Source organism: Streptomyces sp. NPDC031274, from assembly GCF_055570235.1.
The window spans coordinates 25,411-50,521 of the sequence record NZ_JBVIHP010000018.1 but is presented as its reverse complement, the minus strand read 5'-3'; the positions used below and the strand labels follow the sequence as shown (position 1 = coordinate 50,521).

Here is a 25,111-nt window from a genome sequence, read left to right as displayed (position 1 = left end):
GGCGCCGAGGGCGCCGATGGCGAGGAATACGGTCGGTCCTCAGCCGCGAGGCTCCCCGTGCCACCGCCACGACGTGAGCCGGGCCCGCCCCGACCCCGGCAACTCCCCGCGCCCGGTGGCCCAGAGCAGCGTCGGCCAGGGGTCGTCGCCCGAGGGGGCGTCCGGGAAGAGGCGGTGGAGGACGCGGGCACACACGTCGGCGGGCGGGGTCCACTCCAACCCCAGCCCCTCGGCCAGGTCGTACGTGTGGACCAGCGTCTCCACGATCCCCATCGCCGCGAAGCCCTCCGGGTCCGAGGCGCCGAAGGAGTGGTGGGCGCGGATCGTCGGCGGTGTCGTACGCACCATGGCGATCAGCAGCGCGCCGCTCGCCTCCAGGACCTGGAGCAGTCCGGCGGGGCCCGCCGTTCGGTCCGCGTGGATGGCGTTCGAGGGGCCGCCGGGCCTGCGCGGCTCCCAGACGAAGGGCACCTCGCCGTCCAGGGGCGGTTGGCGCGGGCCGAGTTGGGCGGCGTAGGCGAAGAGGTCGTCGCTGAGGTGTTCCACCGTCTCCCAGCAGTCCCACTCCAGCCCTCCCGCCTTGCCCTCCCACGCCGTGGGCGGCGCCTCGCGGAGGGCGGTGAGGGCGAGTTGGACCGCGCGGTCGAGGTCGTCGGCGGTGACGGGGCCGGGGGTGGCGGGGTCTTGTTCGGCTTGTCGGCGCATACGGGGAACGCTAACGACGCGACGGCCGCGAGCCCAACGGAATTCCGACCGGGGGTGGGGGTGGGGCGGGGATGCAGAAAAGTCCCACGAGAAAGGGGCATTTTGCCCTTCTGGGTGGGACTTTTCTGCAATGGACACCCACACGTCGGGGACCGCGCCTCGGGGGCCGCGCTTCAGGTGCGGGTGGTGTCCCTTGGGAGCAGCCAGGCCGCCAGTGCCGTCGTCGCGCACAGGAGCAGGCCGACCGTGAGGAGCGCCGTCCGCATCCCGGGGACGGAGAAGCCCGTACCGCCGCCGTCCGCTGCCAGCAGCGCGCCGAACAACGCCACCGCCATCGCGCCGCCCGTCTGCCGCAGCGCGTTGAGCAGGCCGGAGGCCGTGCCCGCGCGGTGGGCGGGGACGGCGTCCATCAGGAGGGCGGTCAGCGCGGGGACCGCGAACGCGCCGCCCATGCCGGTGGGGATGAGCAGGACGAGCACCAGCCAGAGCGGGGTGTTCGCGGCGAGGGGCAGGAGTACGAACATGGCGAGGGCGAGTACCGCCTGGCCCGCCACGATGACCCGGCGGCGGCCGATCCGCTCCGCCATGCGGGGTGAGACGAGGTTCGTCGACGTGATGATGACGGCCAGGGGCACGAACATCAGGCCTGCCGCGATCGCGGACATCCCGCGCAGCTGCTGGAAGTAGAGGCCGAGCAGGAAGACGATGCCGTAGAAGCCCGCGTTGACGGCGAAGCCGATGGCGAGGGAGACGCTGACCTTGCGCTCGCGCAGCAGGCCGAGCGGGACCATGGGCGCGCTGTGCCGCTTCTCGGCGACGTAGAAGCCGAGGCCCGCCACGACGGCGAGGGCGGCGGCGCCGAGCACCGGCGCGCTCGTCCAGCCCAGGTGTCCGCCCTCGATGACGGCGAACGCGAGGCCCGCGAGGGTGAGTACGGCGGTGGCCTGGCCTGCGATGTCGATGGGCGCGGGGCGGCGCGGGGACGGGGCCGTGCGGGCGAGGAGGGCGAGGATCACGGCGCCGATGGGCAGGTTGAGGAGGAAGACGGCACGCCAGCCCGCCCCCTCGGTGAGTACGCCGCCGAGTACGGGACCGGCGGCCATGGCGACGGAGCCGCCCACCGTCCACATCGCGATGGCGCGCGCCCGGCGGCGCGGATCGTCGTACGCCTGCCGGATCAGCGCGAGCGAGGCGGGCATGACGATGGCCGCGGCCCCGCCCTGCGCTATGCGGGCGGCGATCAGCGTGCCGATGCCGGGGGCCAGGGCGCAGGCGAGCGAGGCGAGGGTGAAGAGTCCGACGCCCCAGGCGTAGGCGCGCCGAGCTCCTGCCCGGTCGGCGAGGGCTCCCGCGGAGAGCATGAGGGCGGCGAACATCAACGTGTACGCGTCCACGACCCATTGCAGGCCCGCCATGCCGCCGTGCAGGGAGGTGCGGATGGCGGGCAGCGCGATGTTCACGGCGGACACGTCGATGGTGATGACGGTGAAGCCGAGGAGGGAGGCGAGGAGGGCGAGGGTGGGGGTGGGGGTAGGGGTAGGCGTCGGGGCAGGGGTGGAGGTGGGAGCAGGGGTGCGGGTGGGGGGCGCGGTGCTGAGGGGGGCGGAGGTGGAGGTGGAGGCGGAGGTGGAGGCAGCAGTGGGGGTGGGGGTGGTAGCGGGGGCGACGGCCGAGGGCGGCATGGGTGGTGGCTCCTGTGGGCGATCGGACGGGTGGGCAGGTGGCCGGTCGGGCCGGTGGGCCGGTCGGTCGGCCGGTGGGCCGGTGGGCGGGAAGGCGGGCCCCTGGGCCAGAAGAGCCGGTGCCCCCGCCGGGAGGCCCACGCAGAAACAGAATCCGGCAAAGCCCGTCGCCCTGGCAGACCGCAGCGTTCCTGGCCCTGACACGGCCCCCCACGGCAGCCCGCCGCCAGGGACAATGGAGAGATGGCAGCACCAGAGGGAACAGAGCTGGGCCGATATCTCCGTGCCAGGCGTGCGCAGATCAGCCCCACCGACGCGGGCCTCCCGGTAGGGACCGGCCTGCGCCGCACCCCCGGCCTGCGCCGCGAGGAACTCGCCACCCTCGCCGGAGTCAGCGTCGACTACTACACGCGTATGGAGCGGGGCCGCGAGACGAATCCGTCCCCCTCGGTCATCGACGCCCTGGCCCGCGCCCTGCGTCTCTACGGCGACGCCCACGAGCGCCTGCACGAGCTGGCCGAGCTGGCCTCCGGCCGCCTCACGGAGCCGCACCCCACCGCCGGGGACACCGTCCGCCCGAGCGTGCAGCACATGCTGGACAACCTGAGCCCGCTGCCCGCGTACGTGGTCAGCCGCTACAGCTACATGCTGGCCGCGAACCCGGCCGGGCGCCGCCTCATGCCGGGCCTGTGGGACTGGCCCGCCGAGCAGCGCAACGTCACGCGCTATCTGTTCCTCCACCCCGTGGGCCGCGTGCTCTACCAGCCCTGGGAGGAGACCGTCGCCAAGTCCGTCGCGCACCTGCGCGCGGTCGCCGGTGCCGACGTGGACTCGCCCCGCCTTGCCGCGCTGGTAGGCGAACTCCTCCTGAAGTCACCGGACTTCGCCCGCCTCTGGGAGCGCTACGAAGTCAGCGAGCGCGGCGGAGGCATCAAGTCCTTCGACCATCCGAAGGTCGGCGCGATGACGTTGACGTACGAGGTGATGAAGCTGGCGCGGACGGACGGCCAGCGGCTCGTGGTCTACCAGGCCGAGCCGGGCAGCGCGAACGAGGACGCGATGCTGCGCCTCGGCCCGGCCTCCCGCACCGACCGCTAGCCGCTAGCCGACAGCGGTCAGTAGCAACAGCAAGCAGCCGCCGCTGCCCTTCCGAACCGCCACCCTCACGGCGCGGGGTTACTGGGCACCTTCACGTTCACCTCGCCGCAGCCGACGCGCTTCGCCTCCGCCTTGACGTACGACGGCAGAACGGCAAGGGCGAGGGACTTGTCGTCGTGCGACTCGCCTTCCTCCCCCGGCTCATACGCCACGAACGCGGCCTGCCCGGATCCGCAGTCCGCCGTGTAGACGCTCAGGCCGCCCGCGTAGGCGCCCTGCCCGTCACCACCGAGACGCGTGGCCCGGTTTCCGAGCACCCGGGAGACAACGCCGGCCAGCTCCGGGTCCGCCACGGTCATCAGGCGGAGCCTGCTCGGGCCGAAAGGCTGCCGTACGTCGCACGCCCAGACTCCGTCCGCAGAGGACGCGCCCGACTTCGTGCCCGGCTTCGTGCCCGGCGTGGTGCCTACGGCCTCCGCCTCGGGCCCCTGAGCCCACCTGGGCAGTCGGACGCCCTTGATCCCGCAGAGCCGGTCGGCGTCGACGTCCGGCATCTCGTTGCCCTCCGGGGCGCGGCGGAGCTTCGGCGGGTCGGAGTACGGGCCGTCGCAGCCGTATCGTTCCATGACCCCGTTGGCCAACCGCACGACCGCGCGGGACATCGCGTCGAGGCCCCGCCGCGCGTCGACCTCGTTCTGACCCTCGGGGTCAGCTGCTTCCGAGGCGAGGGTGACCACCCGCAACGGCGGCTTCTCGCCCGGCTCGTACGAGCGTTCCTCACAGCTCGCGGGGAGCGCCACCCAAGCCCGGGTGGAGGAAGCCATGCCGGTGATCCCCTCGCCGAGCGGCGTCATACGGGAGGAGAGGTACTCCTCGGTCCAGCTCCATGCCTGCGCGCCCCGCAACTCGCCCAGCGTCCGCACCGACGCTGTGACCTCAGACTCCAGCGTGTCGGCCCCGAACCCCTGCATGCTGCACTCCGTGTGCATCTGGTCCTCTGTGGCCCGGCGCAGCGGCAGCTCACGGCTGCGGACGTCCGTGTCCGAGAACAGCGCGTGCTCGACATCGGGCGAGAGCGAACCCCAGCACACATCCCGCTCCACGAAGGGCAGTTCATTGGCGCGCCACGCCATGACGCCTGCCCCCAGCAGCGCCCCGACGAGCGCGCCGACGACAGCGATGCCACTCCGGCTACGGGTCAACCGGCGCATCCGGCCCGGGCGCTCCGGCGCGGAAGGCCGGGGGGCGGGGGCCTGCCGTAGGGGCCCATCCGCCTCGGGGGTCTCCGGCCCAGAGTTGACCGTCTTGGAGTCGACCGTCTTGGAGTCGACCGTCTTGGAGTTCTCCGGCCCGGTGCTCTCCATCCCTGGGGCTTCCGGTCCGGTGCTCTCCGGTTCGTCCGGCATCTCGTCCTTACTCTTGGGGGCTGTCCTGGCGATCCGCGCGACCTCACGGCCTCACGGCCTCACGGCCATACGGCCTTACGGCCTCACGGCCGGGCAACCGAGTCGTCGGGCAACGGTGACAGACCGCCTCCCCGCTCGCCGCCAACGGTCCGAGGAGGCTACCTGTTGGGTACACGCGTTCGGGGAGCAGGGCAGCCTCGCGGAGATGCCCGAGCCGCTAGTCCTCCTCCGCCCGCCCGCAGGAACTCCCGTTCTTCGGCATCTCCCCGTACAGCAGGAACCCGTCCACCTTGTCCCGTACGCACTTCGAACCGGAGTAACCGGTGTGACCGTCACCCTTGTTGTCCAGGACGACGGCCGAAGAGCCGAGCCGCTTCGCGGTCTCCTCGGTCCAGCGGTACGGCGTGGCCGGGTCGCCCCGCGTGCCGACGAGCAGGAAATCGGGGCTCTTCACGTCCCGTACGTCCTCGCGGATGTAGTCCGTACCGGCGGGCCGCCCGAAGCAGAAGAGCACCGGCATCAGCGTCGACTTCCCGAAGACCGCGGACGTCGAATCGAACTCCTCCTGGAGCTTGGTGACTTCCTTCTCGATGCTGTCCTCGTCGGGCCGGTCCGGATCGTCCTGGCAGTTCACGGCCATGAGCGCGGCGGCCATGTTGTCGGCGGGAACGTCCCCGGGCGAGCGCGGAGCCTGCTCGGCCAATGCGCCGCCCATCCGCAGCAAGGCCCTCGGGTCCCCGTCCGCGAGCAGCGCGCCGAGCGCCTGCGAAAGGGCGGGCCACGACTGCCTGCTGTAGAGCGCCTGCCCGAGTACGTCCACGACGTCCTGGCCGGTGAACTCCGTGCCGTCGGAGGACTGGAGGGGATACGAGTCGAGCCCCTTGATCAGCTCGGCCATGTTTTCACGCGCCGCGCGAGAGTCGGTCCCCAGAACGCAACCGGCGTTCTCCGTACACCACTTGGTGAAGTTGTCGAGGGCGGTCTGCCGCCCCTCCGCGCTGACCAGGGCCTGCTCGGCGACGTCCTCGGTCAGCGTGTCCACGCCGTCGAGGACCATCCGCCCGACCTTCTTCGGGAACTGGGCGCTGTACACGGCGCCGAGCCGCGTCCCGTACGAGAAGCCCAGGTAGTTGAGCTTCTTGTCGCCGAGCACCTGCCGCATGACGTCCATGTCGCGCGAGACGCTGACGGTCCCGACGTGCGGAAGGATCGGCCCGGACTTCTTCTCGCACGCCTCGGACAGCTTGCGCATCCGGTCGAGTACGGCGCCGGGGTCGTCGGAGTCCCCCTGCATGCCCTGCTCCTCGGCACCGGCGTCACCGCAGCTGACGGGCGAACTCTCGCCCACACCACGGGGGTCGAAGGAGACCACGTCGTACCCCTTGCCGAGATACTCGAACTCCTTCTGTGCACTGAGCAGTCCGGAGACCCCGGCGCCGCCGGGCCCGCCGAAGTTCAGCAGGAGCGAGCCCCGGGGCTTTCCACTGGACTTGATGCGGACCATGGCCACCTTGACCGTGTCGCCCTTCGGCTTCCCGTAGTCGAGGGGAACAGTGATCCTGCCGCACTGGATGCTCTTGTCCTTGGGGACGGGAGTCGCGTCGGACTCGGATTCGAGGAGGCTCGCCCCGTCTCCTTCGCAGGCACTCCACTTGATCTTCTGCGAGTAGAAGCGCGAAAGGTCGGGCGAGGGGGAAGCGGAAGGAGAAGCCGCCGCGCTCGCGCCCGGCAGCCACATCCCTGTCCCCATGACGGCCAGCGTGGTCACGCCGGCGAGCGCACCAGCTCTGCGCACGGCAACCTCCCAGGATTCCCAGGGTCGGGTCTGCCCCTCGATCACCCTAAGCGCGGGGCGGCGGCCCCGCCCGTTCAGGTGACAGTGAGTGACAACTGCTACCGTGCGTGACGGACGCTACCGTGCGTGCCCGTAAAGGCCCTCGATCTCCTCCGCGAAGTCCCGCTCGATGGCGTCCCGCTTCAGCTTCTGGGACGGGGTCAGATGGCCGCTCTCCTCCGTGAATTCCCCGGGGAGGATGGCGAACCGGCGGATGGACTCGGCCCGCGACACGAGCTTGTTGGCCTCGTCGACGGCGCGCTGGAGGGTCTCGCGCAGTTCGGCGTCGTCCACGAGGCCGGGGCCCGTGTGCACCTTCTTCTTCATACGGCACCAGTGCGCGATGCCGTCCGTCTCCAGCGTGATCAGGGCGGTGATGTAGGAGCGGCCGTCGCCGACGACCATGCACTGGGCGACCAGCGGGTGGGCGCGCAGCCAGTCCTCCAGCGGGGCGGGCGCCACGTTCTTGCCGCCGGTGGTGATGAGGATGTCCTTCTTGCGGCCGGTGATGGACAGATATCCGTCGGCGTCGAGTGCGCCGATGTCCCCCGTCGCGAACCACTCCCCCTGCGCGGGCACCACACTCCGTGCCTGCCCGTCCCAGTACCCGCAAAAGACCTGTCCCCCGGCGAGCAGCACCTCGCCGTCGTCCGCGATCCGCACCCGCGAACCGGGCAGCGGCCAGCCCACCGTGCCGAGCCGTGGCTTGAGGGGCGGGGTCACGGTCGCCGCGGCCGTGGTCTCGGTGAGGCCGTACCCCTCGAAGATCTCGATGCCCGCCCCGGCGTAGAACGCGGCGAGGCGGCGTCCGAGCGGCGAACCGCCGCAGATCGCGTACCGCACCTTGCCGCCGAGGGCCGCCCGGATCCGCCGGTAGACGAGCGGGTCGTACAGCGCGCGGGCCATCCGCAGCCCGAACGTCGGGCCAGGTCCCGTGCCGTGCTGCCGCGCCTCGACCGCCTCGCCGTAGCGGACGGCGATACGGGCCGCGCGGTCGAAGGAGGAGGCGCGGCCCATCTTCTCGGCGGTGGCGCGCCCCGTGTTGAAGACCTTCTCCAGGACGTACGGGATGGCGAGCAGGAAGGTGGGCCTGAAGCCCGCCAGGTCGCCGAGCAGATCCTCGGTCTGAATGCTGGGCGCGTGCCCGAGCCGCACCCGCGCGCGCAGACAGCCGATGGCGACCATGCGCCCGAAGACGTGGGACAGGGGCAGGAAGAGCAGCGTGGAGGCCGGTTCCTTGGTGATGGACTTGAAGACGGGGTGGAGGAGTTCGATCGCGTTGTCGACCTCGGCGAAGAAGTTGCCGTGGGTCAGGACGCAGCCCTTGGGGCGGCCGGTGGTGCCGGAGGTGTAGATGAGCGTGGCGGCGGAACCGGGGCGCGACTCCTGCCGCCTCCGCTCGACTTCGGCGTCGGGGACGTCGCCCCGCCGACCCAGCTCGGCGAGCCGCCGTACGTCCCCCTTCTCGAAGGACCACAGGTGCTCCAGGTCGGGCATCCGGTCCCGCTCGGGCCCGAGCGACGCGGCGAGCGCGACGGTCTCGACGGCGAGCGCGACGGCGCCCGAGTCCTGGAGTATCCAGCGGGTCTGATAGGCGGACGAGGTCGGATAGACGGGCACGGTGACGAGCCCGGCCGCCCAGCCCGCGAAGTCGAGCAGCGTCCATTCGTACGTCGTACGCGCCATGATCGCGAGCCGGTCCCCCGGGGCGAGCCCTTCGGCGATCAACCCCTTGGCTACGGCGAGGACTTCCTCGGCGAACTCGGCGGCCGACACGTCCCGCCACCGCCCGTCGCCGTCCTTGCGCGAGAGCACGGCTTCGGCGGGGGCCTCACGGGCGTTGTCGAAGGGGATGTCGGCGAGGGACCCACTGCGGACGGCGGCGGCGAACGGCGGCACGGAGACTTCGCGTACGGCGCCGTCGAGGTGACGCAGGTGGGGTTCTACGAGGGTGGGGCGGGGGGCCGGGGTGGGTGACATGGGTGGCGGCTCCTTGTCGGTGAGGGGGGAGAGATTCAGCCCGTCCGGCGATTGAGGACGAACTCGGCGAAGCCGGTGATCAACGGTGCGCTGGGCCCGGCGGAGTCGGCATTCGGGAAGGGGCGGGCTTGGGAAGCAGGCGGCGAGTCACCCCGCTTGCCCCGCCCGCTTACCGCCGACGGCGAGTCACTCCCGCTCCAGAATCGCCGTCACCCCCTGCCCACCTGCCGCGCAGATCGAGATCAGCCCGCGTCCGGGAGTACCGCGTTCGGCGAGCAGCTTGGCCAGGGTGGCGACGATACGCGCGCCGGTGGCGGCGAAGGGATGCCCCGTGGCGAGCGAGGACCCGGCGACGTTGAGCCGGTCCCGGTCCACGACTCCGAGGCCCCGCTTCTCCCAGGCGGCGAGCGTGGCGAGCACCTGCGAGGCGAAGGCCTCATGGATCTCGACGAAGTCGAAGTCCGCGAGCCCGAGCCCCACCCGCTCCAGCATCCGCGGCACGGCGTACGCGGGCGCCATGAGCAGCCCGTCCTCACCCCCGACGACGTCACCCCCGATGAAGTCGACGGCGGCGGTCTCGTACGCGGTCAGGTAGGCAAGCGGTTCGAGCCCGCGCGCCCCGGCCCACTCCTCACTGGCGAGCAGCGCGACGGCGGCGCCGTCCGTCAGCGGGGTCGAGTTCCCGGCGGTCATGGTGGGGTTGGCCCCCTTCGCCCCGAAGACGGGCGTCAGCTTGCCCAGCTTCTCGACGCTCGATCCCGGCCGCAGATTCTGATCCCGCTCAAGCCCGCGGAACGGTACGACGAGCCCGTCCAGAAGCCCCCGGTCGTACGCGGCGGCGAGCCGCTGGTGGCTGACCGCGGCCAGTTCGTCCTGGGCCTCGCGCGTGACGCCCCACGCCTGTGCGGTCACGGCGGCGTGCTCGCCCATCGAAAGCCCGGTACGGGGCTCGGCGTTGCGCGGGATGTCGGGCACGAGGTGTGAGGGCCGTACGCGGGCCAGCGCCTTGACCCGCCCTCCTGCCGTCTTGGCGCGGCGCGCGGCGAGGAGGATCTTCCGCAGGGAGTCGTTGACGCCGAGCGGGGCGTCGCTCGCGGTGTCGGCCCCGCCCGCGACCGCCGACTCCGTCTGCCCCAGCGCGATCTTGTTGGCGGCGGCGATGACGGCTTGCAGCCCGGTGCCGCAGGCCTGCTGGATGTCGTACGCGGGTGTGGTGGCCGCGAGTCGCGAGCCGAGGACGGTCTCGCGGGCGAGATTGAAGTCCCGGCTGTGCTTGAGCACGGCGCCGGCGACGAACTCCCCCACGACACCCGGCCCCTCAAGCCGGTACCGCTCGACGAGCCCGTCGAGCGCGGCGGTCAGCATCTCCTGGTTGGACGCGGTCGCGTACGGGCCGTCGGAGCGCGCGAACGGGATGCGGCTGCCGCCGATGACCGCCACGCGGCGGGTGGTGGGCGGTTTCATGTCTCGACCAACTCCTGACCCTTGAGTAACCTTACTCTGAAGTAAATTTACGACCGAGCTGGGAGTTGGACAATGGCCGACCGCTATCTGAACTTCACGGGCACCGCGCCCGGCCGCCTCCTCACCCGAAAGCTCGGCCTCCCCCAGCCGTCGGCTCTACGGCGCTGGACTCCCGAAAACCCGCATCTAGAGGGCGAGTTGCTGCACCTGACGGCAGGAGTGTCGGCCCACGAGGCGGAGGTGGCGTCGATCGTGACGCGCACACACCTGAAGCTCACGGACGACCCCTCTTCCTCCCGCCCGGCGGCGGTGATACTGGACGCGACGGGCATAAGCGACACTCACGCCCTGTCCGACGTGCACGCGGCGCTGCACCCCGTGGTGCGCTCGGTGGCGGAGAACGGCCGCGTGGTGGTGCTCGGCGCACCGGTCTCGCCGTCGGACCACCACCAGGCGGCGGCGCAGCAGGCTCTGGAGGGCTTCGTACGTTCCCTCGGCAAGGAACTGGGGCGTGGCCGCACGGCGACGCTGGTCCGCATGCGCTCGGCGGCGGCCGCGGAGTCGACGCTGCGTTTCCTTCTCTCACCGAGGTCGGCGTACGTCAGCGGACAGGTGATCGAGGTGGTCGGCGAGGCGGGGCCTGACGCCTCCTGCGACTGGGACCGGCCCTTGTCCGGCCGTACGGCACTGGTCACGGGGGCGGCGCGAGGGATCGGCGAGGCGGTGGCGGAGGTCCTCGCGCGGGACGGCGCGCAGGTGGTCGTACTCGATGTGCCGTCCGCGCAGGCGGATTTGGTACGGGTCGCGGACCGGCTCGGCGGTACGGCGCTCCCGCTGGACATCACGGCCGACGACGCCGGGGAGCGCATGGCGTCGGCGCTCGCCCCCGGCGGCCTGGACATCCTCGTCCACAACGCGGGGATCACGCGGGACCGCAAGCTGGCCAACATGCCCGCGGACCGCTGGAACCCGGTCATGGACGTCAACCTGACGAGCGTGCTGCGCACGACGGACGCGCTGCTCAGGTCCGGGACGCTGAACCGGGGCGGGAGCATCGTGGCCACCGCGTCGATCGCCGGGATCGCGGGGAACGTGGGGCAGACGAACTACGCCGCCAGCAAGGCGGGGATCATCGGCCTGGTGCGTTCGCTCGCGCCGGGTGCGCTCGCGGAGCACGGGGTGACGGTGAACGCGGTGGCCCCCGGCTTCATCGAGACGAAGATGACGGCGGCGGTGCCTCTCTTCATCCGCGAGGCGGGTCGCAGGATGAACTCCCTGGCGCAGGGGGGTCTGCCGGTGGACGTGGCCGAGACCACGGCGTGGCTCTCCTCGGCGGCGTCCGGCGGGGTGAACGGGCAGGTTGTACGGGTCTGTGGCCAGAGCCTGCTCGGGTCGTAGCCCTCGTTGGTACGGGCCTCTGCTTGCCCGGTGTCCTGCACGGTGTCCTGCCCGTGGCCGAGCAGGCTCTCCCGGTCACCGGGTGCACCTGCGTCCACGCCTGAACGAACGGGCTTCTCCCACCCACCCGCCCGATTACCCCGCGTCCATCCCTGCACGAACAGGCTCTCCCACCCACCCGCCCGATTGCCCCGCGTCCACCCGTGAACGAACAGGCTCTCCCTCCCACCCGCCCGATTGCCCCGCGTCCACCCGTGGGCGAACAAGCCGAGGGTGAGCAGCCCCACCCGCCCGCAGTCGGCGTCGAGACGCGAGGGGACGTGTCGGTATTTCCGCCCGGAGCACGGTAAGCAGCGCTCCCCCCGCCGAAGCAGGCAGCGCCCAGCAGCGGATGGCGAGGACGGACATACCGGCGCGGCCCCGCCCCCACAACCGAACCCGCACCGCACCACGCCAGCCGCGCACAACCCGGCCCCACCCCACCCCGCCACACCCACAACGAACCCACAACGAACCCACCGCGAAAGGCACCCCCATGCTGGCCCCCCTGCTACTCCGCGGCGCGATCCTCTCCCCCTTCAAGCGGCCCCACCCCGACGCCCCGCTCCCCGACTCCCGGCCGACCCTCACCGGCGTCCGCCCCAGCGCCACCCACCTCGCCGCCTACTCCCGCCTCTGCGGCTACCGCACCCCCGAGCACACCCTCCCCCTCACCTACCCCCACGTCCTCGGCTTCCCCCTGGCCATGCGGCTCATGACCACCCGCGCCTTCCCGCTCCCCCTGCTCGGCCTCGTCCACACGTCCATCGAGATCACCCAGCACCGCGCCCTGACGACCGCGGACAACCTCGAACTCTCCGTCCACGCATCCCAGTTGACCCCGCACCGCCGCGGAACCGAAGCCACCCTCGTCACCGACGCCCGTGTCGACGGCACCACCGTGTGGACATCCAGCAGCACCTACCTGGCCCGGCATCGCACAAGCGCACCGGGCACCTCGGCCACCCCACGCGAAAGCACCCCGCTCCCCGCCCAAGCCGAATGGCAACTGCCCCCAGACCTCGGCCGCCGCTACGGCGCCGTCTCAGGTGACCGCAACCCCATCCACCTGTACCCCCTCACCGCACGCCTCCTCGGCTTCCCCCGCGCCATCGCCCACGGCATGTGGACCGCGGCCCGCTGCCTGGCGCAGTACACGCAGCACGAGACCCCCGAAGCCGCCCACGTACACGTCGATTTCAAGGCCCCCGTACTGCTCCCCGCCACCGTCACTTACGCGGCAACGAACGGCCAGGCCTTCGAACTCCGCAGCGATACCCAGAGCGCCGAGACCACCAAGACCCACCTCAGCGGAACCCTCCACTGAGGACCATTGAGGACCACTGAGGACTAAGGGACCCAGCGCCGCCCGTCCATCAACTCCCCGAGCCCCGCCCACGCAAAGTTCATCAGCGTCGCCGCGGCCTCCTTCGCGGACACCGACGCGTCCCCGTTGGCCCAGCCTGCGAGCGACTCCGCCGCGCCCACCAACGCCTGCGCCAGGCCCGCGACTTCACGCTCGGCGAGCTCCGGCTTCCGGTGCGCCTCCCGTGCCGCCTCCGCGATCAGGGACGTGACGAACGCCACGATCTCCTCGCGCATCACGGCGACTTCGGCCGCGAACGGCTCCCCCTGCGTACGGGCCTGGTTGTGCAGGACCACCCATGCCTCGGGCTGCTCCGCGGTATGCGTGAAGAAGGCCCGCAGCCCTGCCCAGAGCTGCCGGTCGGCGGGGCCGTCGCCGCTCACCCCGTCCCGCACCGCCGCGACCAACGCCGCGGCCTCCCGCCGGATGCACGCGGTGAAAAGCTCTTCCTTGGAGTTCAAGTACAGATACACCAGCGGCTTCGAGACCCCCGCGACCTCCGCGATCTCGTCCATCGAAGCGGCCCGGTACCCCCGTTGCCCGAAGATCCGCACGGCGGCGTCCAGCATCTGCTGCTCCCGCACGGCCCGCGGCATCCGCTTCTGCCGCTTCCCCACGGCGCCTCCGGCCTTCACATCGACCACCCCCGCCACTCACCTTCCACACAACCCCCGCACAGAACGACCAGCCTACGGTCAGCCCCGAACAACAGACCACCGCAGACCGCAGACCGCAGACCGCGGACCGCGGACCGCAGACCGCGGACGTCAGGGCAGCAGGTCCGCGATGAGCGCTTCGACCCTCACCCTGATCGCGTCACGGATGGGTCGTACGGCGGCGACGCCCCGACCTGCGGGGTCAGCGAGTCGCCAGTCCAGGTAGCGCTTTCCGGGGAAGACGGGGCAGCTGTCGCCGCAGCCCATGGTGATCACGACGTCGGATGCCTGGACGGCTTCGGTCGTGAGGATCTTGGGTACTTGGGTCCAGATGTCGATGCCGACTTCGTCCATGGCTTCGGCCACGGCGGGGTTGACGGTGTCAGCGGGCGCCGACCCCGCGGAACGGACCTCCACGCGGTCACCAGCGAGGTGCGCGAGCCAGGCGGCAGCCATTTGGGAGCGTCCGGCGTTGTGGACGCAGACGAACAGCACGGAGGGCTTGGTATCAGGCACGGGCGGGGCCTTCCTCCGGCTCCGGCGCGGTCGATTCGGCTGCCAATCGGCCAGGTTGGGGGAAGTAGCGGCGGGCCGCGAGCGCGACATGGACCAGGCCGATCAGCACCGGCACCTCGATGAGGGGGCCGACGACGCCGGCCAAGGCCTGTCCCGAGGTAGCGCCGAAGGTGGCGATGGCCACGGCGATGGCGAGTTCGAAGTTGTTGCCCGCCGCGGTGAACGCCAGCGTGGCGGCCCGCGGATAGTCAAGGCCGACGGCCTTGCCCCAGGCCATGGAACCAGCCCACATCACAGCGAAGTACACCAGCAGCGGCAGCGCGATCCGCACCACGTCCACCGGTTGCGAGGTGATCGCATCCCCCTGGAGGGCGAACAGCACGACGATCGTGAACAGCAGCCCGTAGAGCGCGAACGGGCCGATCCTGGGGAGCAGTTCAGCCTCGTACCAGGCCCTCCCCTTGGCCTTCTCGCCCAGCTTGCGGGTCAGGAACCCGGCGGCGAGGGGGATGCCCAGGAAGATCAGCACGCTGCGGGCGATCTCCCACACCGACACGTCGAGGCCGGTCGTCTCCAGGCCGAGCCAACCCGGCAGGACGGAGAGATAGAACCAGCCGAGCAGGCTGAACGCGATCACCTGGAACACCGAGTTGAGAGCGACCAGAACAGCCGCCGCCTCACGGTCACCGCAGGCGAGGTCGTTCCAGATGATGACCATGGCGATGCACCGGGCGAGCCCGACGATGATCAGCCCGGTGCGGTACTCCGGCAGGTCGGGCAGGAAGATCCAGGCGAGCGCGAACATCAGCGCCGGGCCGAGGACCCAGTTCAGGACCAGGGAGGGGATCAGCAGGCGGCGATCCCGGGTGACGGAGTCGAGCCGGTCGTAACGGACCTTGGCGAGGACCGGATACATCATCACCAGCAGGCCGAGCGCGATCGGCAGCGAGACTCCGGTGACCGTCACCCTGGCCAGCGCGTCCCCAAGGCCCGGCACGAGACGCCCCAGGCCCAGGCCGACGGCCATCGCGATCAGGATCCACACCGCGAGGAACCGGTCGAGGAACGACAGGCGCGCCGCGACCGGGCCCACAGCAGCCGTGGTGGTCACCTCGCTCACGAGGTTGCCCCGGCCGGCTTGACGGATACGCCTGCGACTACCGCCCCCGGGCGGGTCAGGACCGCCGCGAGCCTGTCCGTCGTCTCGGGCAGCAGCCGGTAGTACACCCACGTCCCCCGCCGCTCGGAGTCGATGAGCCCGGCCTGCTTCAGCAGCTTGAGGTGGTGGGAGATCGTCGGCTGGGACAAGTCGAACGCCGGGGTCAGATCACAGACGCAGATCTCTCCACCCTCCTGCGAAGCGATCATCGACAGCAGCCGCAGCCGCACCGGGTCCCCGAGGGCCTTGAACACCTTCGCCAGCTCTACGGCCTGATCCTCGGCCAAGGGGGCGGTCAGCAGGGTCGGGCAGCATCCCTCGGCGCCGTCCTGGCCGAGCACCACCAGCTCTTGTTTCGACATACTTCTATGTTGACGTCTTTCGATCCAGGGCGCAAGCTTGCATCGAGGAACGTCAATGCAGCCCGATCCGGGCGCCGCCAAGCCCTGCCGTCGAGGAGTGAAAGCCATGACCGAATCCACTGACCTGCGCGAAACCGTCCGCCAGCGCTACGCGGCCGCCGCCACCCAGGTCACCGAAGGCGGCACCGCCTGTTGCGGACCGGCCGCGATCGAGGTCGACGAGAACTTCGGCGGCGCCCTCTACGCCGCCGCCGAGCGCGACCAGCTGCCCGCCGAGGCCGTCGCCGCCTCGCTGGGCTGCGGCAACCCCACCGCCGTCGCCGACCTCCACACAGGCGAGCGCGTCCTGGACCTCGGCTCCGGCGGGGGCATCGACGTTCTGCTGTCCGCTCGCCGCGTCGGACCCACCGGCAAGGCCTACGGCCTGGACATGACCGAGGAGATGCTCGCCCTCGCACTCGCCAACCAGGAGAAGGCGGGCGCCACCAACGTCGAGTTCCTCAAGGGCACGATCGAGGCCGTACCGCTGCCCGCGAACACCATCGACGTGGTCATCTCCAACTGCGTGATCAACCTGTCCACCGACAAGCCCGCGGTGTTCGCCGAAATGTTCCGCGTCCTGGCCCCCGGCGGCCGGATCGGCATCTCCGATGTCGTCGCCGACGACACCCTCACCCCCGGCCAGCGCGCCGAACGCGGCGACTACGTCGGCTGCATCGCAGGCGCCCTCTCCTTCACCGAGTACCGCGAGGGCCTGTCAGCGGCCGGCTTCACGGACATCGAACTCACCCCGACCCACGTCGTCGCCGACGGCATGCACTCCGCCATCGTCCGCGCCGCCAAGCCGACCGCGACTCCCCTGCCCTGAACCCAACAACCAACAACCAGCGACCAGCGACCAGCGACCAGCAAACGTGCCCCGCACCCGGGACGAATGAACGAATCCAGGTACGGGGCACGCTCACTGCGAGCCGGGGGACGTCAGGCGGCGACAGGCACCGTCTGCGGCTCGTCGGTGGTGCCGTCGAAGTCGTCGAGCGGCGACGCCGACGCACTCTCGTAGGCCTCGCGGTCCAGGATCTTCTCGCGGGCGGCGACGATCACCGGGATGGCGGCCTGTCCGGCCACGTTCGTGGCGGTGCGCATCATGTCCAGGACCGGGTCGATGGCGAGCAGCAGGCCCACGCCCTCCATCGGGAGGCCCAGCGTCGACAGGGTCAGCGTGAGCATGACCGTGGCGCCGGTCAGACCGGCCGTCGCCGCCGAGCCCACCACCGACACGAAGGCGATCAGTACGTACTCCTTGATGCCCATCTGCACGTCGAAGATCTGGGCGACGAAGATCGCGGCGATCGCCGGGTAGATCGCGGCGCAGCCGTCCATCTTCGTGGTGGCGCCGAACGGCACCGCGAAGGACGTGTACTCCTTCGGCACACCGAGGCGCTCGGTGACCTTCTGGGTGACCGGCATCGTGCCGACCGAGGAGCGCGAGACGAAGGCCAGCTGGATCGCGGGCCAGGCGCCCTTGAAGAACTGGAGCGGGTTGACCTTGGCGACCGTGGAGAGCAGCAGCGGGTAGACGCCGAACATCACCAGGGCGCAACCGACGTAGATGTCGACGGTGAACGTCGCGTACTTGCTGATCAGGTCCCAGCCGTAGTCGGCGATGGCGAAGCCGATGAGGCCGATGGTGCCGATCGGCGAGAGCTTGATGACCCACCACAGGGCCTTCTGGAGCAGCGCGAGAACGGACTCGCTGAGCTCCAGGATCGGCTGCGCCTTCTCACCGATCTTCAGTACGGCGATACCGGCGACGGCCGCCATGAAGACGATCTGCAACACGTTGAGCTCGGTGAACGGCGTGATGACGTCCGTCGGGATGATCCCGGTGAGGAAGTCGAGCCACGAGCCCGCGTGGTCCGGCTTGGCGCCGTCCTTCGGGGTGAGTCCTGTGCCGGCGCCCGGGTTCGTGATGAGCCCGATCGCGAGGCCGATGACGACCGCGATCAGCGACGTGATCATGAACCAGATCAGCGTCTGCGTGGCAAGGCGCGCGGCGTTGTTGACCTTACGCAGGTTGGTGATCGACACCAGGATGGCGAAGAAGACGAGCGGGGCGACCGCCAGCTTCAGCAGCCCGATGAAGGTGCTTCCCACCTTGTCCAGGGTGGTGACGAGCCAGGACACGTCCTGGCTGCGGGCCAGCCAGCCGAGCAGGACACCGAGCACCAGACCGCCGAGGATCTGCGCCCAGAACGGCAGCTTGAGGAATCTGGGTATCCGGGAGCCGGACTTCGGCTCGTCGGTCTCGGAGACCGGGGACACAGGGGAGTTCGCGGACACGGACACACTCCGGGTAATGGCGGGGGACGTGAGGGAGCGGCGACCGCGAGGGGGTCAGACGGGACGGCCGAGACGGCGCCGCTGCAGTGCGGATGTCACTTGATGCTTGTCGCTTGCGCTGTTCAGAGAGGCTCAGCGAGAACTCAGAGACGGCGACGACAGGCCGCGGACACGCAGCGGCAGAGATCGACATGCAGGCGCTCCACGAGCGGAACGCTCATGAGGATGCGGGGCGCGGCTGCTGTCTTCATGTCGAACACGTTAACACTTGTACTTTGAGAACATCAAAGGTGTTGTTTGAGGTAGACGAGGCCGATCGGAGGCGAGGGCACCTCCGGGACGCAAGAAACCCCGGCCCGGAGCGGCTGCTCCAGTACCGGGGTCGCGGCGGTCTCTGTGACGAAGCTGACGAAGCTCACGGAACTTACGAAGCTGACGGACCTTCGAAGTCGACGGAGCTTACGACCTACGGCTCACGCCTTGCGCGACTTACGGCTGCGCACCTCACGACTGCGTACGTCACGGCGCCGCCCCTCACGCCTGTACGTCTACGACTGCGCCCGAGCGGCGTCGTCGGCGACGTCCTCCTGGGTGCGGTTCGCCTCCAGGTTGGCCTTGGTCCGCTCCACGCGCTCGACGACCTGGACCGACGCCCGGTCCCGCTCCTTGCGCAGCAGCACAAGGCTGAGGGGAGCGGAGATGACGAGGGCGAGCAGCAGCACCCAGAGGAGGTTGGAGTCCCCGAGGCCCTTCGGCAGGATCCCGGCGTAGACAAGTCCCCAGACCGCGAAAAAGCAGCCCACGAAGAGTCCGAGGCGCATCAGCGTGTAGCGGAGCATGTCAATCCACTCTTCCGTTCCGAAATGGGCCCGAGTAGGACGAGCACCTCCAGTGAAGCATGGGAGGGGTCGCGTCCAGCAAGGGGGTGAGCCCTCCCGCGAACGTCAGCCGAGCGGGAGCAGCATCGTGATGTCGTCGCGGTCGTCACCGGGGGCGACGCGGATCGCGCCGGGCACCCGTCCGACCTCCTTGTATCCGCAGGACTCGTAGAACCGGTCGACTCCCGTGCCGCCCCGGCAGGTCAGCCGGATCGCCTCGATCCCGTCGATCCCGCGGGCGGCGTCCGCGGCGGCGGCCATCAGGTCGCGCCCGCATCCCTTGCCCTGGTGCTCGGGGTGCACCATCACCACGTACAGCCAGATCCAGTGCCGCATGAGGCGGTGCGTGTTGTACGCGAGGAAGGCGGTCGCGGCGACGGCGCCGTCCTCGTCGTGGCCGACGAGCAGCCTGGTGTGGCCTTCGCTCAGCTGGGCCAGGCGCTTCAGCCACTCGGGGCGTATGTCCTCGACCGTCACTGGCGGTACGAAACCGACGGCTCCGCCGGCGTTGGACACGTCGGCCCAGAGGGCGAGGACGCCGTCGCGAAGGGCGGGGTCGATCTCCGGGTCCAGCCGGAAGGTAAGCGTCATTGGGCGAGATTAACCATTACCGACTCCACGCCTCAACCGTGTTTCGCATGCCGGACAACAACACGAGCCCCGACCGAAGAGGCCGGGGCTCGTCTCGTTGTCCGTGTCCGTACTTCAGCCGGCCCGTCAGACCCGCATCACTTCAGTCGGCTCAGCCGTCCCGTCAGACCCGCATCGCCTGCGGAGTCTCACGCAGCGCCCGGTCAGGACCCTCGTACTCACGGATCGACTCGTAGCGCGTGTTCCGCTCGACGGGGCGGAAGCCCGCCTCGCGGATCAGGTCGAGCAGGTCGTCGCGCGTCAGCTTGTTCGGCGTACCGAAGTTGTCCGCGTCATGCGTGATCTTGTACTCGACGACCGAGCCGTCCATGTCGTCCGCGCCGTGCTGGAGCGCGAGCTGCGTCGTCTGCAGGCCGTGCATGACCCAGAAGACCTTGACGTGCGGGACGTTGTCGAAGAGCAGCCGCGAGACCGCGAAGGTCTTCAAGGCCTCGGCGCCCGACGCCATGGTCGTCCGCGCCTGGAGGCGGTTCCTGACCTTGCCGTCCTTCATGTCCACGAAGTCGTGCTGGTAGCGGAGCGGGATGAAGACCTGGAAGCCGCCGGTCTCGTCCTGGAGTTCGCGCAGGCGCAGCACGTGGTCGACCCGGTGACGGGGCTCCTCGATGTGGCCGTACAGCATCGTGCTCGGGGTCTTCAGACCCTTCTCGTGCGCGAGGCGGTGGATGCGCGACCAGTCCTCCCAGTGGGTGCGGTGGTCGACGATGTGCTGGCGCACCTCCCAGTCGAAGATCTCCGCGCCGCCACCGGTCAGCGACTCCAGACCCGCCTCGATCAGCTCGTCCAGGATGTCGGAGGCCGACATCCCCGAGATCGTCTCGAAGTGGTGGATCTCCGTGGCCGTGAACGCCTTCAGGGAGACGCTCGGGAGCGCCTTCTTCAGCTCGCTCAGCGACCGCGGGTAGTAACGCCACGGCAGGTTCGGGTGCAGGCCGTTGACGATGTGCAGCTCGGTGAGGTTCTCGCCCTCCATCGCCTTGGCGAGGCGGACGGCCTCCTCGATGCGCATCGTGTACGCGTCCTTCTCGCCCGGCTTGCGCTGGAACGAGCAGTACGCGCACGAGGCGGTGCACACGTTCGTCATGTTGAGGTGACGGTTGACGTTGAAGTGCACGACGTCGCCGTTCTTGCGCGTGCGCACCTCGTGTGCGAGACCGCCGAGCCAGGCCAGATCGTCCGACTCATAGAGGGCGATGCCGTCCTCGCGGGACAGCCGCTCACCGGCCCGGACCTTCTCCTCGAGCTCGCGCTTGAGTCCCGCGTCCATACCCCGGCCGCCTCTCCATGTCTACATGTCTGCGCACATCACGCCTCGCCCACGGTACGCCCCCGCACCTATCACTCCTCGGGCAGCTCCCCGACCCGGTTCTCCCACTTCGTGGAGAGCACGATCGTCGTACGCGTCCTGGAGACGCCCTTCGTTCCGCTCAGCCTGCGGATCGTCTTCTCCAGACCGTCCACGTCACTGGCCCGCACCTTGAGCATGTACGAGTCGTCGCCCGCGATGAACCAGCAGTCCTCGATCTCGTGCAGGTCCTTCAGCCGCCGCGCCACGTCCTCGTGGTCCGCGGCGTCCGAGAGGGAGATGCCGATGAGGGCGATGACGCCCAGGCCGAGCGATGCGGAGTCCACCGTCGCGCGGTAGCCGGTGATGACGCCCGCCGCTTCGAGGCGGTTGATCCGGTCCGTGACGCTCGGTCCCGAGAGGCCGACGAGCCGGCCAAGTTCGGCGTACGAGGCCCTGCCGTTCTCGCGCAGGGCCTGGATGAGCTGCCTGTCCACGGCGTCCATAGGTGCGATGCCTTTCATTATTCAGCGATACCGCGAGTCTATGTGTAGAATCTAAGGCGCAACAGGGTCTGCACCCTGTGAATCTTTCCAAATTTCAGCAGATCAACGACGATCCTTCAGGAGTGAGTCACCCGTGTACTCGATCGAGATGGCCTACGCCCGGATGCGCGAGCTGCAGGACCTGGCCAACCGCTCGCGTGCCCACAAGCCCACCGCGCCCAAGGGCGAGCGCCGCACGTCGCGCGCCGCCAAGAAGCGCTAGTCCCCCGGAGGGGCGGAGCCCGAACCGAGCTCTCCCTTCCAGCGGCGGTACAGCCGATGCGGCACCCCTGCCGCGTCCAGCGTCCGCCCGGCGACGAAGTCCACCAGATCCTGGATGTGCGTCGCCCCCGCGTAGAACGCCGGAGAGGCGGGCAGCACCACGGCGCCCGCTTCGTCCAGCGTCACCAAGTGCTTCAGCGTCTGCCCGTTGAGCGGTGTCTCGCGTACGCAGACGACCAGCTGTCGGCCTTCCTTGAGCGTCACGCTCGCCGACCGCTGGAGCAGATCCTTCGAGAGCCCGAGCGCGACCCCGGCCACGCACGCCGTGGACGCGGGCACGATCAGCATTCCCTTGGTCGCGTACGACCCCGACGAAGGACCGGCGGCCAGGTCCCCGGCCGCCCAGTACCGCACGTCGTCCACCGGAACGTCGAACGTCCCCGGCTTCCCGTCGGCACCGCGCCCGAGCCACTCCCGCAGGTCGTCCTGCCAGTGCGCGTCCCGGAAGGCGATGCCCGTCTCGTCCAGGATCGTCAGGCGCGAGGCCCGCGAGACCACCAGGTCGACACTCTCCCCCGCCGCGAGCAACGCCCGCAGCACGGCAGCGGCGTACGGGGTCCCTGAGGCCCCCGACACCCCCACGATCCAAGGCTTACGCTGTGTATCTCCTGGCTTCACGCTGTGAGCCTAGACGGTCAGACCGCGCACCAGCAGATCGAGCAGGGCGCAGACGAACAGCGCGATGCCGATGAAGCCGTTGACCTGGAAGAAGGCGCGGTTGAGGCGCGAGAGGTCGTGCGGCTTCACGAGGGAGTGCTCGTAGAGGAACGCGCCCGCGACGACCGCGATGCCGATCCAGAGGAACGGGCCCGCGCCGGTGTCCGCGGCGTACCAGACGAAGAGCGCCGTGGTCACCAGGTGACAGCCGCGCGCGCCCCGGATGGCGGCCGGGATGCCGAACCGCGCGGGCACCGACTTCACGCCGACCTCGCGGTCCGTCTCCACGTCCTGGCAGGCGTAGATCAGGTCGAAGCCGCCGATCCAGATGCCGACCGCGAGCCCGAGGATGACCGCCTGCCACGACCACTCGCCGGTGATCGCGATCCAGGCGCCGATCGGCCCCATGGCCTGGGCGATGCCGAGGATCGCCTGCGGGAAGTTCGTGAACCGCTTGCCGTACGGATAGACCACCATCGGGATCACCGCGAGGGGCGCGAGCGCCAGACAGAGCGGGTTGAGCAGGGCGGCGGCGCCCAGGAACACGACGAGCGCGATCAGCGCCCCGGTCCAGGCGGACTTCACCGAGACGGCGCCCGTGACGAGCTCGCGGTGCGCGGTCCTCGGGTTACGGGCGTCGATCTCCCGGTCGATGATCCGGTTGGCGGCCATGGCGAACGTCCGCAGGCCCACCATGCAGATGGTGACCAGGAGCAGGCGGCCCCAGTGGATGTTCTCGTCCAGCTGGAACATCGCGGTCAGCGCGGCGATGTAGGCGAAGGGCAGCGCGAAGACCGAGTGCTCGATCATGACGAGGCGCAGGAACGCCTTGACCTTGCCGGGCGGGGCGGGTTCGGGCCCGACGAGTTCCGGGGTTGCTGAATCAGCACTCATCTTTAGAGCCCGTACTCCTTCCAGCGGCGGTCGACCTTCGACGCCGTCTCCGGGTCGGACTCGACCATGTTCGGCCAGCCTCCGTCCCGCGTGTATCCCTCTTCGGGCAGCTTCTTCGTCGCGTCGATGCCCGCCTTGCCGCCCCAGAACTGCTGGTAGGAGGCGTGGTCGAGATGGTCGACGGGACCTGCGGCCACCGTCAGGTCGCGCGCGTAGTCGGTGTTGCCGAGCGCGCGCCAGGACACTTCGTGCAGGTCATGGACATCGCAATCCTTGTCCACGACCACGATCAGTTTGGTCAGCGACATCATGTGGGCGCCCCAGATGGCGTGCATGACCTTCTGCGCGTGCTTCGGGTACTTCTTGTCGATCGAGACGATCGCGCAGTTGTGGAAGCCGCCGGACTCCGGCAGGTGGTAGTCGACGATGTCCGGGACGATCACCTTGAGCAGCGGCAGGAAGAAGCGCTCGGTGGCGCGGCCGAGCGGCCCGTCCTCCGTCGGCGGGCGGCCCACCACGATCGACTGGAGCAGCGGACGCTTCCGCATCGTCACGCAGTCGATCTTCAGGGCGGGGAAGTCCTCCTGCGGCGTGTAGAAACCGGTGTGGTCGCCGAAGGGGCCCTCCGGCAGCATCTCGCCCGGCTCGAGCCAGCCCTCGATGACGACCTCGGCGTGCGCCGGGACCTGGAGCGGGACCGTCTTGCAGTCGACCATCTCCACGCGCTTGCCCTGGATGAACCCGGCCAGCATGTACTCGTCCATGTCACCGGGCAGCGGCGCCGTGGAGGCGTACGTGACGGCGGGCGGACAGCCGAAGGCGATCGCGACCGGCAGCTTCTCGCCCCTGCGGGCGGCCACCTGGTAGTGGTTGCGGCTGTCCTTGTGGATCTGCCAGTGCATGCCGATGGTGCGCTTGTCGTGGCGCTGGAGGCGGTACAGGCCGAGGTTGCGCACCCCGGTGTCCGGGTCCTTGGTGTGGGTCAGGCCCAGGTTGAAGAAGGAGCCGCCGTCCTCGGGCCAGGTGAAGAGCGCGGGCAGCCGCTCCAGGTCGACGTCGTCGCCGGTGAGGACGGTCTCCTGCACGGGCGCGTTGTCGGACTTCACCTTCTTCGGCGGTACGTGCGTCATCGCGCCGAGCTTCCCGAAGGCCTCGCGCACACCGACGAAGCCGTGCGGCAGCTCCGGCTTGAGGAGGCCGCCGATCTTCTCGCTGATCTCGCTGTACGACTTCAGGCCGAGCGCCTTCAGGAGGCGCCGGTCCGTCCCGTACACATTCATCGCGAGGGGCATCGCCGAGCCGCGCACGTTCTCGAAGAGGAGCGCGGGGCCACCGGCCTTCTGGACGCGGTCGGTGATCTCGCCGACCTCCAGATACGGGTCGACCTCGGCCTTGATGCGCTTGAGATCGCCCTCGCGCTCCAGTGCACGGAGCAGGGAGCGAAGATCGTCATAAGCCATGCGTTCCAGTATCGGTCACCGGCTACCCTGGCCCCGTCACCGGGGGCATGCTCGCTCCCCGCCGCCACCGCTTGGGGGACCGCGCCACCATGCTCAGGTATCTGCCGTTCCTTCTGGTCCTGGCGGTGTGGATCTACGCCTTCATCGACGTCCTGAACACTCCGGAGAAGGAGGTCAGGCACCTGCCGAAGGTGGCCTGGGTCTTCATCGTGCTGCTCTTCGGCGAGGTCCTGCTCGGGCCGATCGCCTGGTTCGTCACGGGCAAGGTGCGCAAGGCACCTGCCGGTGGGGGTGGCCCGCGCGCCGGGCGCGGCGGACAGTGGGTGGCACCGGACGACAATCCCGAGTTCCTGAAGTCCCTCAGGAACGAGGACCCGGACGACAAGCCTGACAACAAGAACGACGGCAAGGACGACGACAAGAAGCGGGACAAGGGCACGGAAGGCTGACC

General features: G+C 69.9%; 24 protein-coding genes. 6 read left to right on the top strand and 18 right to left on the bottom strand.

The genetic code is table 11. The features are described 5' to 3' along the window. Nucleotides 1-39: 39 nt before the first annotated feature. Nucleotides 40-705, bottom strand: a complete 666-nt coding sequence (locus ACZ5CR_RS26975; protein WP_468861862.1) for a hypothetical protein — start codon at nt 703-705, stop codon at nt 40-42. 173 nt (nt 706-878) lie between these two features. After that, nucleotides 879-2,387, bottom strand: a complete 1,509-nt coding sequence (locus ACZ5CR_RS26970; RefSeq protein ID WP_468861861.1) for an MFS transporter — start codon at nt 2,385-2,387, stop codon at nt 879-881. 243 nt (nt 2,388-2,630) lie between these two features. Here ACZ5CR_RS26970 and ACZ5CR_RS26965 point away from each other — a divergent pair, with 243 nt between their 5' ends. After that, on the top strand, nt 2,631-3,485 hold the full coding sequence (locus ACZ5CR_RS26965; RefSeq protein WP_468861859.1) for a helix-turn-helix domain-containing protein: 855 nt from the start codon (nt 2,631-2,633) through the stop codon (nt 3,483-3,485). 65 nt (nt 3,486-3,550) lie between these two features. Here the strand turns inward: ACZ5CR_RS26965 and ACZ5CR_RS26960 are convergent, their stop codons facing one another. From ACZ5CR_RS26960 to ACZ5CR_RS26945, 4 genes are all read right to left on the bottom strand, one after another. Continuing rightward, on the bottom strand, nt 3,551-4,891 hold the full coding sequence (locus ACZ5CR_RS26960) for a hypothetical protein (RefSeq protein ID WP_468861857.1): 1,341 nt from the start codon (nt 4,889-4,891) through the stop codon (nt 3,551-3,553). A gap of 217 nt (nt 4,892-5,108) precedes the next feature. Beyond that, on the bottom strand, nt 5,109-6,686 hold the full coding sequence (locus ACZ5CR_RS26955; protein WP_468861855.1) for an alpha/beta hydrolase: 1,578 nt from the start codon (nt 6,684-6,686) through the stop codon (nt 5,109-5,111). A 117-nt stretch (nt 6,687-6,803) separates the two neighbouring features. Next, entirely contained in the window at nt 6,804-8,705 is a 1,902-nt protein-coding gene (locus ACZ5CR_RS26950) for an AMP-dependent synthetase/ligase (RefSeq protein ID WP_468861853.1), read from the bottom strand. 186 nt (nt 8,706-8,891) lie between these two features. After that, on the bottom strand, nt 8,892-10,169 hold the full coding sequence (locus ACZ5CR_RS26945; protein WP_468861851.1) for an acetyl-CoA C-acetyltransferase: 1,278 nt from the start codon (nt 10,167-10,169) through the stop codon (nt 8,892-8,894). Nucleotides 10,170-10,241: 72 nt separating this feature from the next. On the opposite strand from ACZ5CR_RS26945, the gene ACZ5CR_RS26940 reads away from it, so the two are divergent. Both ACZ5CR_RS26940 and ACZ5CR_RS26935 read left to right on the top strand, forming a co-directional pair. Then, nucleotides 10,242-11,567 carry a 3-oxoacyl-ACP reductase gene (locus tag ACZ5CR_RS26940; protein ID WP_468861849.1) on the top strand — a complete coding sequence of 442 codons (1,326 nt, stop codon included), beginning with the start codon at nt 10,242-10,244 and terminating at the stop codon, nt 11,565-11,567. Between the two features lie 535 nt (nt 11,568-12,102). Beyond that, a complete protein-coding gene (locus ACZ5CR_RS26935; protein WP_468861847.1) occupies nt 12,103-12,933 on the top strand; it encodes a MaoC/PaaZ C-terminal domain-containing protein in 831 nt (276 codons plus the stop codon). Nucleotides 12,934-12,956: 23 nt separating this feature from the next. On the opposite strand, the gene ACZ5CR_RS26930 is transcribed toward ACZ5CR_RS26935, so the two are convergent. The 4 genes from ACZ5CR_RS26930 to ACZ5CR_RS26915 all read right to left on the bottom strand — a co-directional run bounded on the left by ACZ5CR_RS26930 (nt 12,957) and on the right by ACZ5CR_RS26915 (nt 15,665). Continuing rightward, on the bottom strand, nt 12,957-13,568 hold the full coding sequence (locus tag ACZ5CR_RS26930; protein ID WP_468862152.1) for a TetR/AcrR family transcriptional regulator: 612 nt from the start codon (nt 13,566-13,568) through the stop codon (nt 12,957-12,959). 171 nt (nt 13,569-13,739) lie between these two features. After that, complete coding sequence (locus ACZ5CR_RS26925) at nt 13,740-14,144, bottom strand: arsenate reductase ArsC (protein WP_468861845.1); 405 nt, start codon at nt 14,142-14,144, stop codon at nt 13,740-13,742. After that, nucleotides 14,137-15,255 carry an ACR3 family arsenite efflux transporter gene (arsB, locus tag ACZ5CR_RS26920; RefSeq protein ID WP_468862149.1) on the bottom strand — a complete coding sequence of 373 codons (1,119 nt, stop codon included), beginning with the start codon at nt 15,253-15,255 and terminating at the stop codon, nt 14,137-14,139. Before arsB ends, ACZ5CR_RS26925 begins: the two co-directional genes overlap by 8 nt. Nucleotides 15,256-15,260: 5 nt before the next feature. Beyond that, nucleotides 15,261-15,665 (bottom strand): ArsR/SmtB family transcription factor, encoded by a 405-nt coding sequence (locus tag ACZ5CR_RS26915; RefSeq protein ID WP_468861843.1) that lies wholly within the window; start codon nt 15,663-15,665, stop codon nt 15,261-15,263. A 106-nt stretch (nt 15,666-15,771) separates the two neighbouring features. Here ACZ5CR_RS26915 and arsM point away from each other — a divergent pair, with 106 nt between their 5' ends. Then, entirely contained in the window at nt 15,772-16,533 is a 762-nt protein-coding gene (gene arsM / locus ACZ5CR_RS26910) for an arsenite methyltransferase (protein ID WP_468861841.1), read from the top strand. A gap of 113 nt (nt 16,534-16,646) precedes the next feature. Here the strand turns inward: arsM and ACZ5CR_RS26905 are convergent, their stop codons facing one another. From ACZ5CR_RS26905 to ACZ5CR_RS26885, 5 genes are all read right to left on the bottom strand, one after another. Beyond that, nucleotides 16,647-18,008: a dicarboxylate/amino acid:cation symporter gene (locus ACZ5CR_RS26905; RefSeq protein ID WP_468861839.1), complete on the bottom strand. Its 1,362-nt coding sequence runs from the start codon at nt 18,006-18,008 to the stop codon at nt 16,647-16,649. Nucleotides 18,009-18,556: 548 nt separating this feature from the next. After that, nucleotides 18,557-18,847 carry a DUF4229 domain-containing protein gene (locus ACZ5CR_RS26900; RefSeq protein ID WP_468861837.1) on the bottom strand — a complete coding sequence of 97 codons (291 nt, stop codon included), beginning with the start codon at nt 18,845-18,847 and terminating at the stop codon, nt 18,557-18,559. A 105-nt stretch (nt 18,848-18,952) separates the two neighbouring features. Next, the gene (locus ACZ5CR_RS26895; protein ID WP_468861835.1) at nt 18,953-19,477 is read right to left on the bottom strand and encodes a GNAT family N-acetyltransferase; all 525 of its coding nucleotides are present in this window, start codon (nt 19,475-19,477) and stop codon (nt 18,953-18,955) included. Nucleotides 19,478-19,640: 163 nt separating this feature from the next. Next, nucleotides 19,641-20,804 carry an aminofutalosine synthase MqnE gene (gene mqnE / locus ACZ5CR_RS26890; RefSeq protein WP_468861834.1) on the bottom strand — a complete coding sequence of 388 codons (1,164 nt, stop codon included), beginning with the start codon at nt 20,802-20,804 and terminating at the stop codon, nt 19,641-19,643. A gap of 71 nt (nt 20,805-20,875) precedes the next feature. Further along, the gene (locus tag ACZ5CR_RS26885) at nt 20,876-21,328 is read right to left on the bottom strand and encodes an Lrp/AsnC family transcriptional regulator (RefSeq protein WP_468862148.1); all 453 of its coding nucleotides are present in this window, start codon (nt 21,326-21,328) and stop codon (nt 20,876-20,878) included. A 133-nt stretch (nt 21,329-21,461) separates the two neighbouring features. On the opposite strand from ACZ5CR_RS26885, the gene ACZ5CR_RS26880 reads away from it, so the two are divergent. Beyond that, nucleotides 21,462-21,590 carry a hypothetical protein gene (locus ACZ5CR_RS26880; protein WP_389912677.1) on the top strand — a complete coding sequence of 43 codons (129 nt, stop codon included), beginning with the start codon at nt 21,462-21,464 and terminating at the stop codon, nt 21,588-21,590. Here the strand turns inward: ACZ5CR_RS26880 and ACZ5CR_RS26875 are convergent. From ACZ5CR_RS26875 to ACZ5CR_RS26865, 3 genes are read right to left on the bottom strand one after another with little or no spacing between them, the layout of a single operon-like run. Beyond that, the gene (locus tag ACZ5CR_RS26875) at nt 21,587-22,267 is read right to left on the bottom strand and encodes a UbiX family flavin prenyltransferase (RefSeq protein WP_468861832.1); all 681 of its coding nucleotides are present in this window, start codon (nt 22,265-22,267) and stop codon (nt 21,587-21,589) included. The two genes, ACZ5CR_RS26880 and ACZ5CR_RS26875, sit on opposite strands and share 4 nt — an antisense overlap. Nucleotides 22,268-22,276: 9 nt before the next feature. Further along, nucleotides 22,277-23,200 carry a menaquinone biosynthesis prenyltransferase MqnP gene (mqnP, locus tag ACZ5CR_RS26870; protein WP_468861830.1) on the bottom strand — a complete coding sequence of 308 codons (924 nt, stop codon included), beginning with the start codon at nt 23,198-23,200 and terminating at the stop codon, nt 22,277-22,279. A gap of 2 nt (nt 23,201-23,202) precedes the next feature. Further along, nucleotides 23,203-24,660 carry a menaquinone biosynthesis decarboxylase gene (locus tag ACZ5CR_RS26865; protein WP_468861827.1) on the bottom strand — a complete coding sequence of 486 codons (1,458 nt, stop codon included), beginning with the start codon at nt 24,658-24,660 and terminating at the stop codon, nt 23,203-23,205. Between the two features lie 89 nt (nt 24,661-24,749). Between ACZ5CR_RS26865 and ACZ5CR_RS26860 the strand changes: the two genes are divergently transcribed. Further along, a complete protein-coding gene (locus tag ACZ5CR_RS26860) occupies nt 24,750-25,109 on the top strand; it encodes a PLD nuclease N-terminal domain-containing protein (RefSeq protein ID WP_468861825.1) in 360 nt (119 codons plus the stop codon). Nucleotides 25,110-25,111: the final 2 nt, after the last annotated feature.

Excerpts from the sequence above, each read along its gene's own strand:
- ACZ5CR_RS26860 (WP_468861825.1), top strand. The coding sequence starts at position 24,750 with ATGCTCAGGTATCTGCCGTTCCTTCTGGTCCTGGCGGTGTGGATCTAC.
- ACZ5CR_RS26975 (WP_468861862.1), bottom strand. The coding sequence starts at position 705 with ATGCGCCGACAAGCCGAACAAGACCCCGCCACCCCCGGCCCCGTCACC.
- ACZ5CR_RS26895 (WP_468861835.1), bottom strand. The coding sequence starts at position 19,477 with ATGACGCTTACCTTCCGGCTGGACCCGGAGATCGACCCCGCCCTTCGC.
- ACZ5CR_RS26970 (WP_468861861.1), bottom strand. The coding sequence starts at position 2,387 with ATGCCGCCCTCGGCCGTCGCCCCCGCTACCACCCCCACCCCCACTGCT.
- ACZ5CR_RS26935 (WP_468861847.1), top strand. The coding sequence starts at position 12,103 with ATGCTGGCCCCCCTGCTACTCCGCGGCGCGATCCTCTCCCCCTTCAAG.
- arsM (WP_468861841.1), top strand. The coding sequence starts at position 15,772 with ATGACCGAATCCACTGACCTGCGCGAAACCGTCCGCCAGCGCTACGCG.
- ACZ5CR_RS26885 (WP_468862148.1), bottom strand. The coding sequence starts at position 21,328 with ATGGACGCCGTGGACAGGCAGCTCATCCAGGCCCTGCGCGAGAACGGC.
- ACZ5CR_RS26930 (WP_468862152.1), bottom strand. The coding sequence starts at position 13,568 with ATGCCGCGGGCCGTGCGGGAGCAGCAGATGCTGGACGCCGCCGTGCGG.
- mqnP (WP_468861830.1), bottom strand. The coding sequence starts at position 23,200 with ATGAGTGCTGATTCAGCAACCCCGGAACTCGTCGGGCCCGAACCCGCC.
- mqnE (WP_468861834.1), bottom strand. The coding sequence starts at position 20,804 with ATGGACGCGGGACTCAAGCGCGAGCTCGAGGAGAAGGTCCGGGCCGGT.
- ACZ5CR_RS26915 (WP_468861843.1), bottom strand. The coding sequence starts at position 15,665 with ATGTCGAAACAAGAGCTGGTGGTGCTCGGCCAGGACGGCGCCGAGGGA.
- ACZ5CR_RS26965 (WP_468861859.1), top strand. The coding sequence starts at position 2,631 with ATGGCAGCACCAGAGGGAACAGAGCTGGGCCGATATCTCCGTGCCAGG.
- ACZ5CR_RS26940 (WP_468861849.1), top strand. The coding sequence starts at position 10,242 with ATGGCCGACCGCTATCTGAACTTCACGGGCACCGCGCCCGGCCGCCTC.
- ACZ5CR_RS26960 (WP_468861857.1), bottom strand. The coding sequence starts at position 4,891 with ATGCCGGACGAACCGGAGAGCACCGGACCGGAAGCCCCAGGGATGGAG.
- ACZ5CR_RS26945 (WP_468861851.1), bottom strand. The coding sequence starts at position 10,169 with ATGAAACCGCCCACCACCCGCCGCGTGGCGGTCATCGGCGGCAGCCGC.
- ACZ5CR_RS26900 (WP_468861837.1), bottom strand. The coding sequence starts at position 18,847 with ATGCTCCGCTACACGCTGATGCGCCTCGGACTCTTCGTGGGCTGCTTT.
- ACZ5CR_RS26865 (WP_468861827.1), bottom strand. The coding sequence starts at position 24,660 with ATGGCTTATGACGATCTTCGCTCCCTGCTCCGTGCACTGGAGCGCGAG.
- ACZ5CR_RS26950 (WP_468861853.1), bottom strand. The coding sequence starts at position 8,705 with ATGTCACCCACCCCGGCCCCCCGCCCCACCCTCGTAGAACCCCACCTG.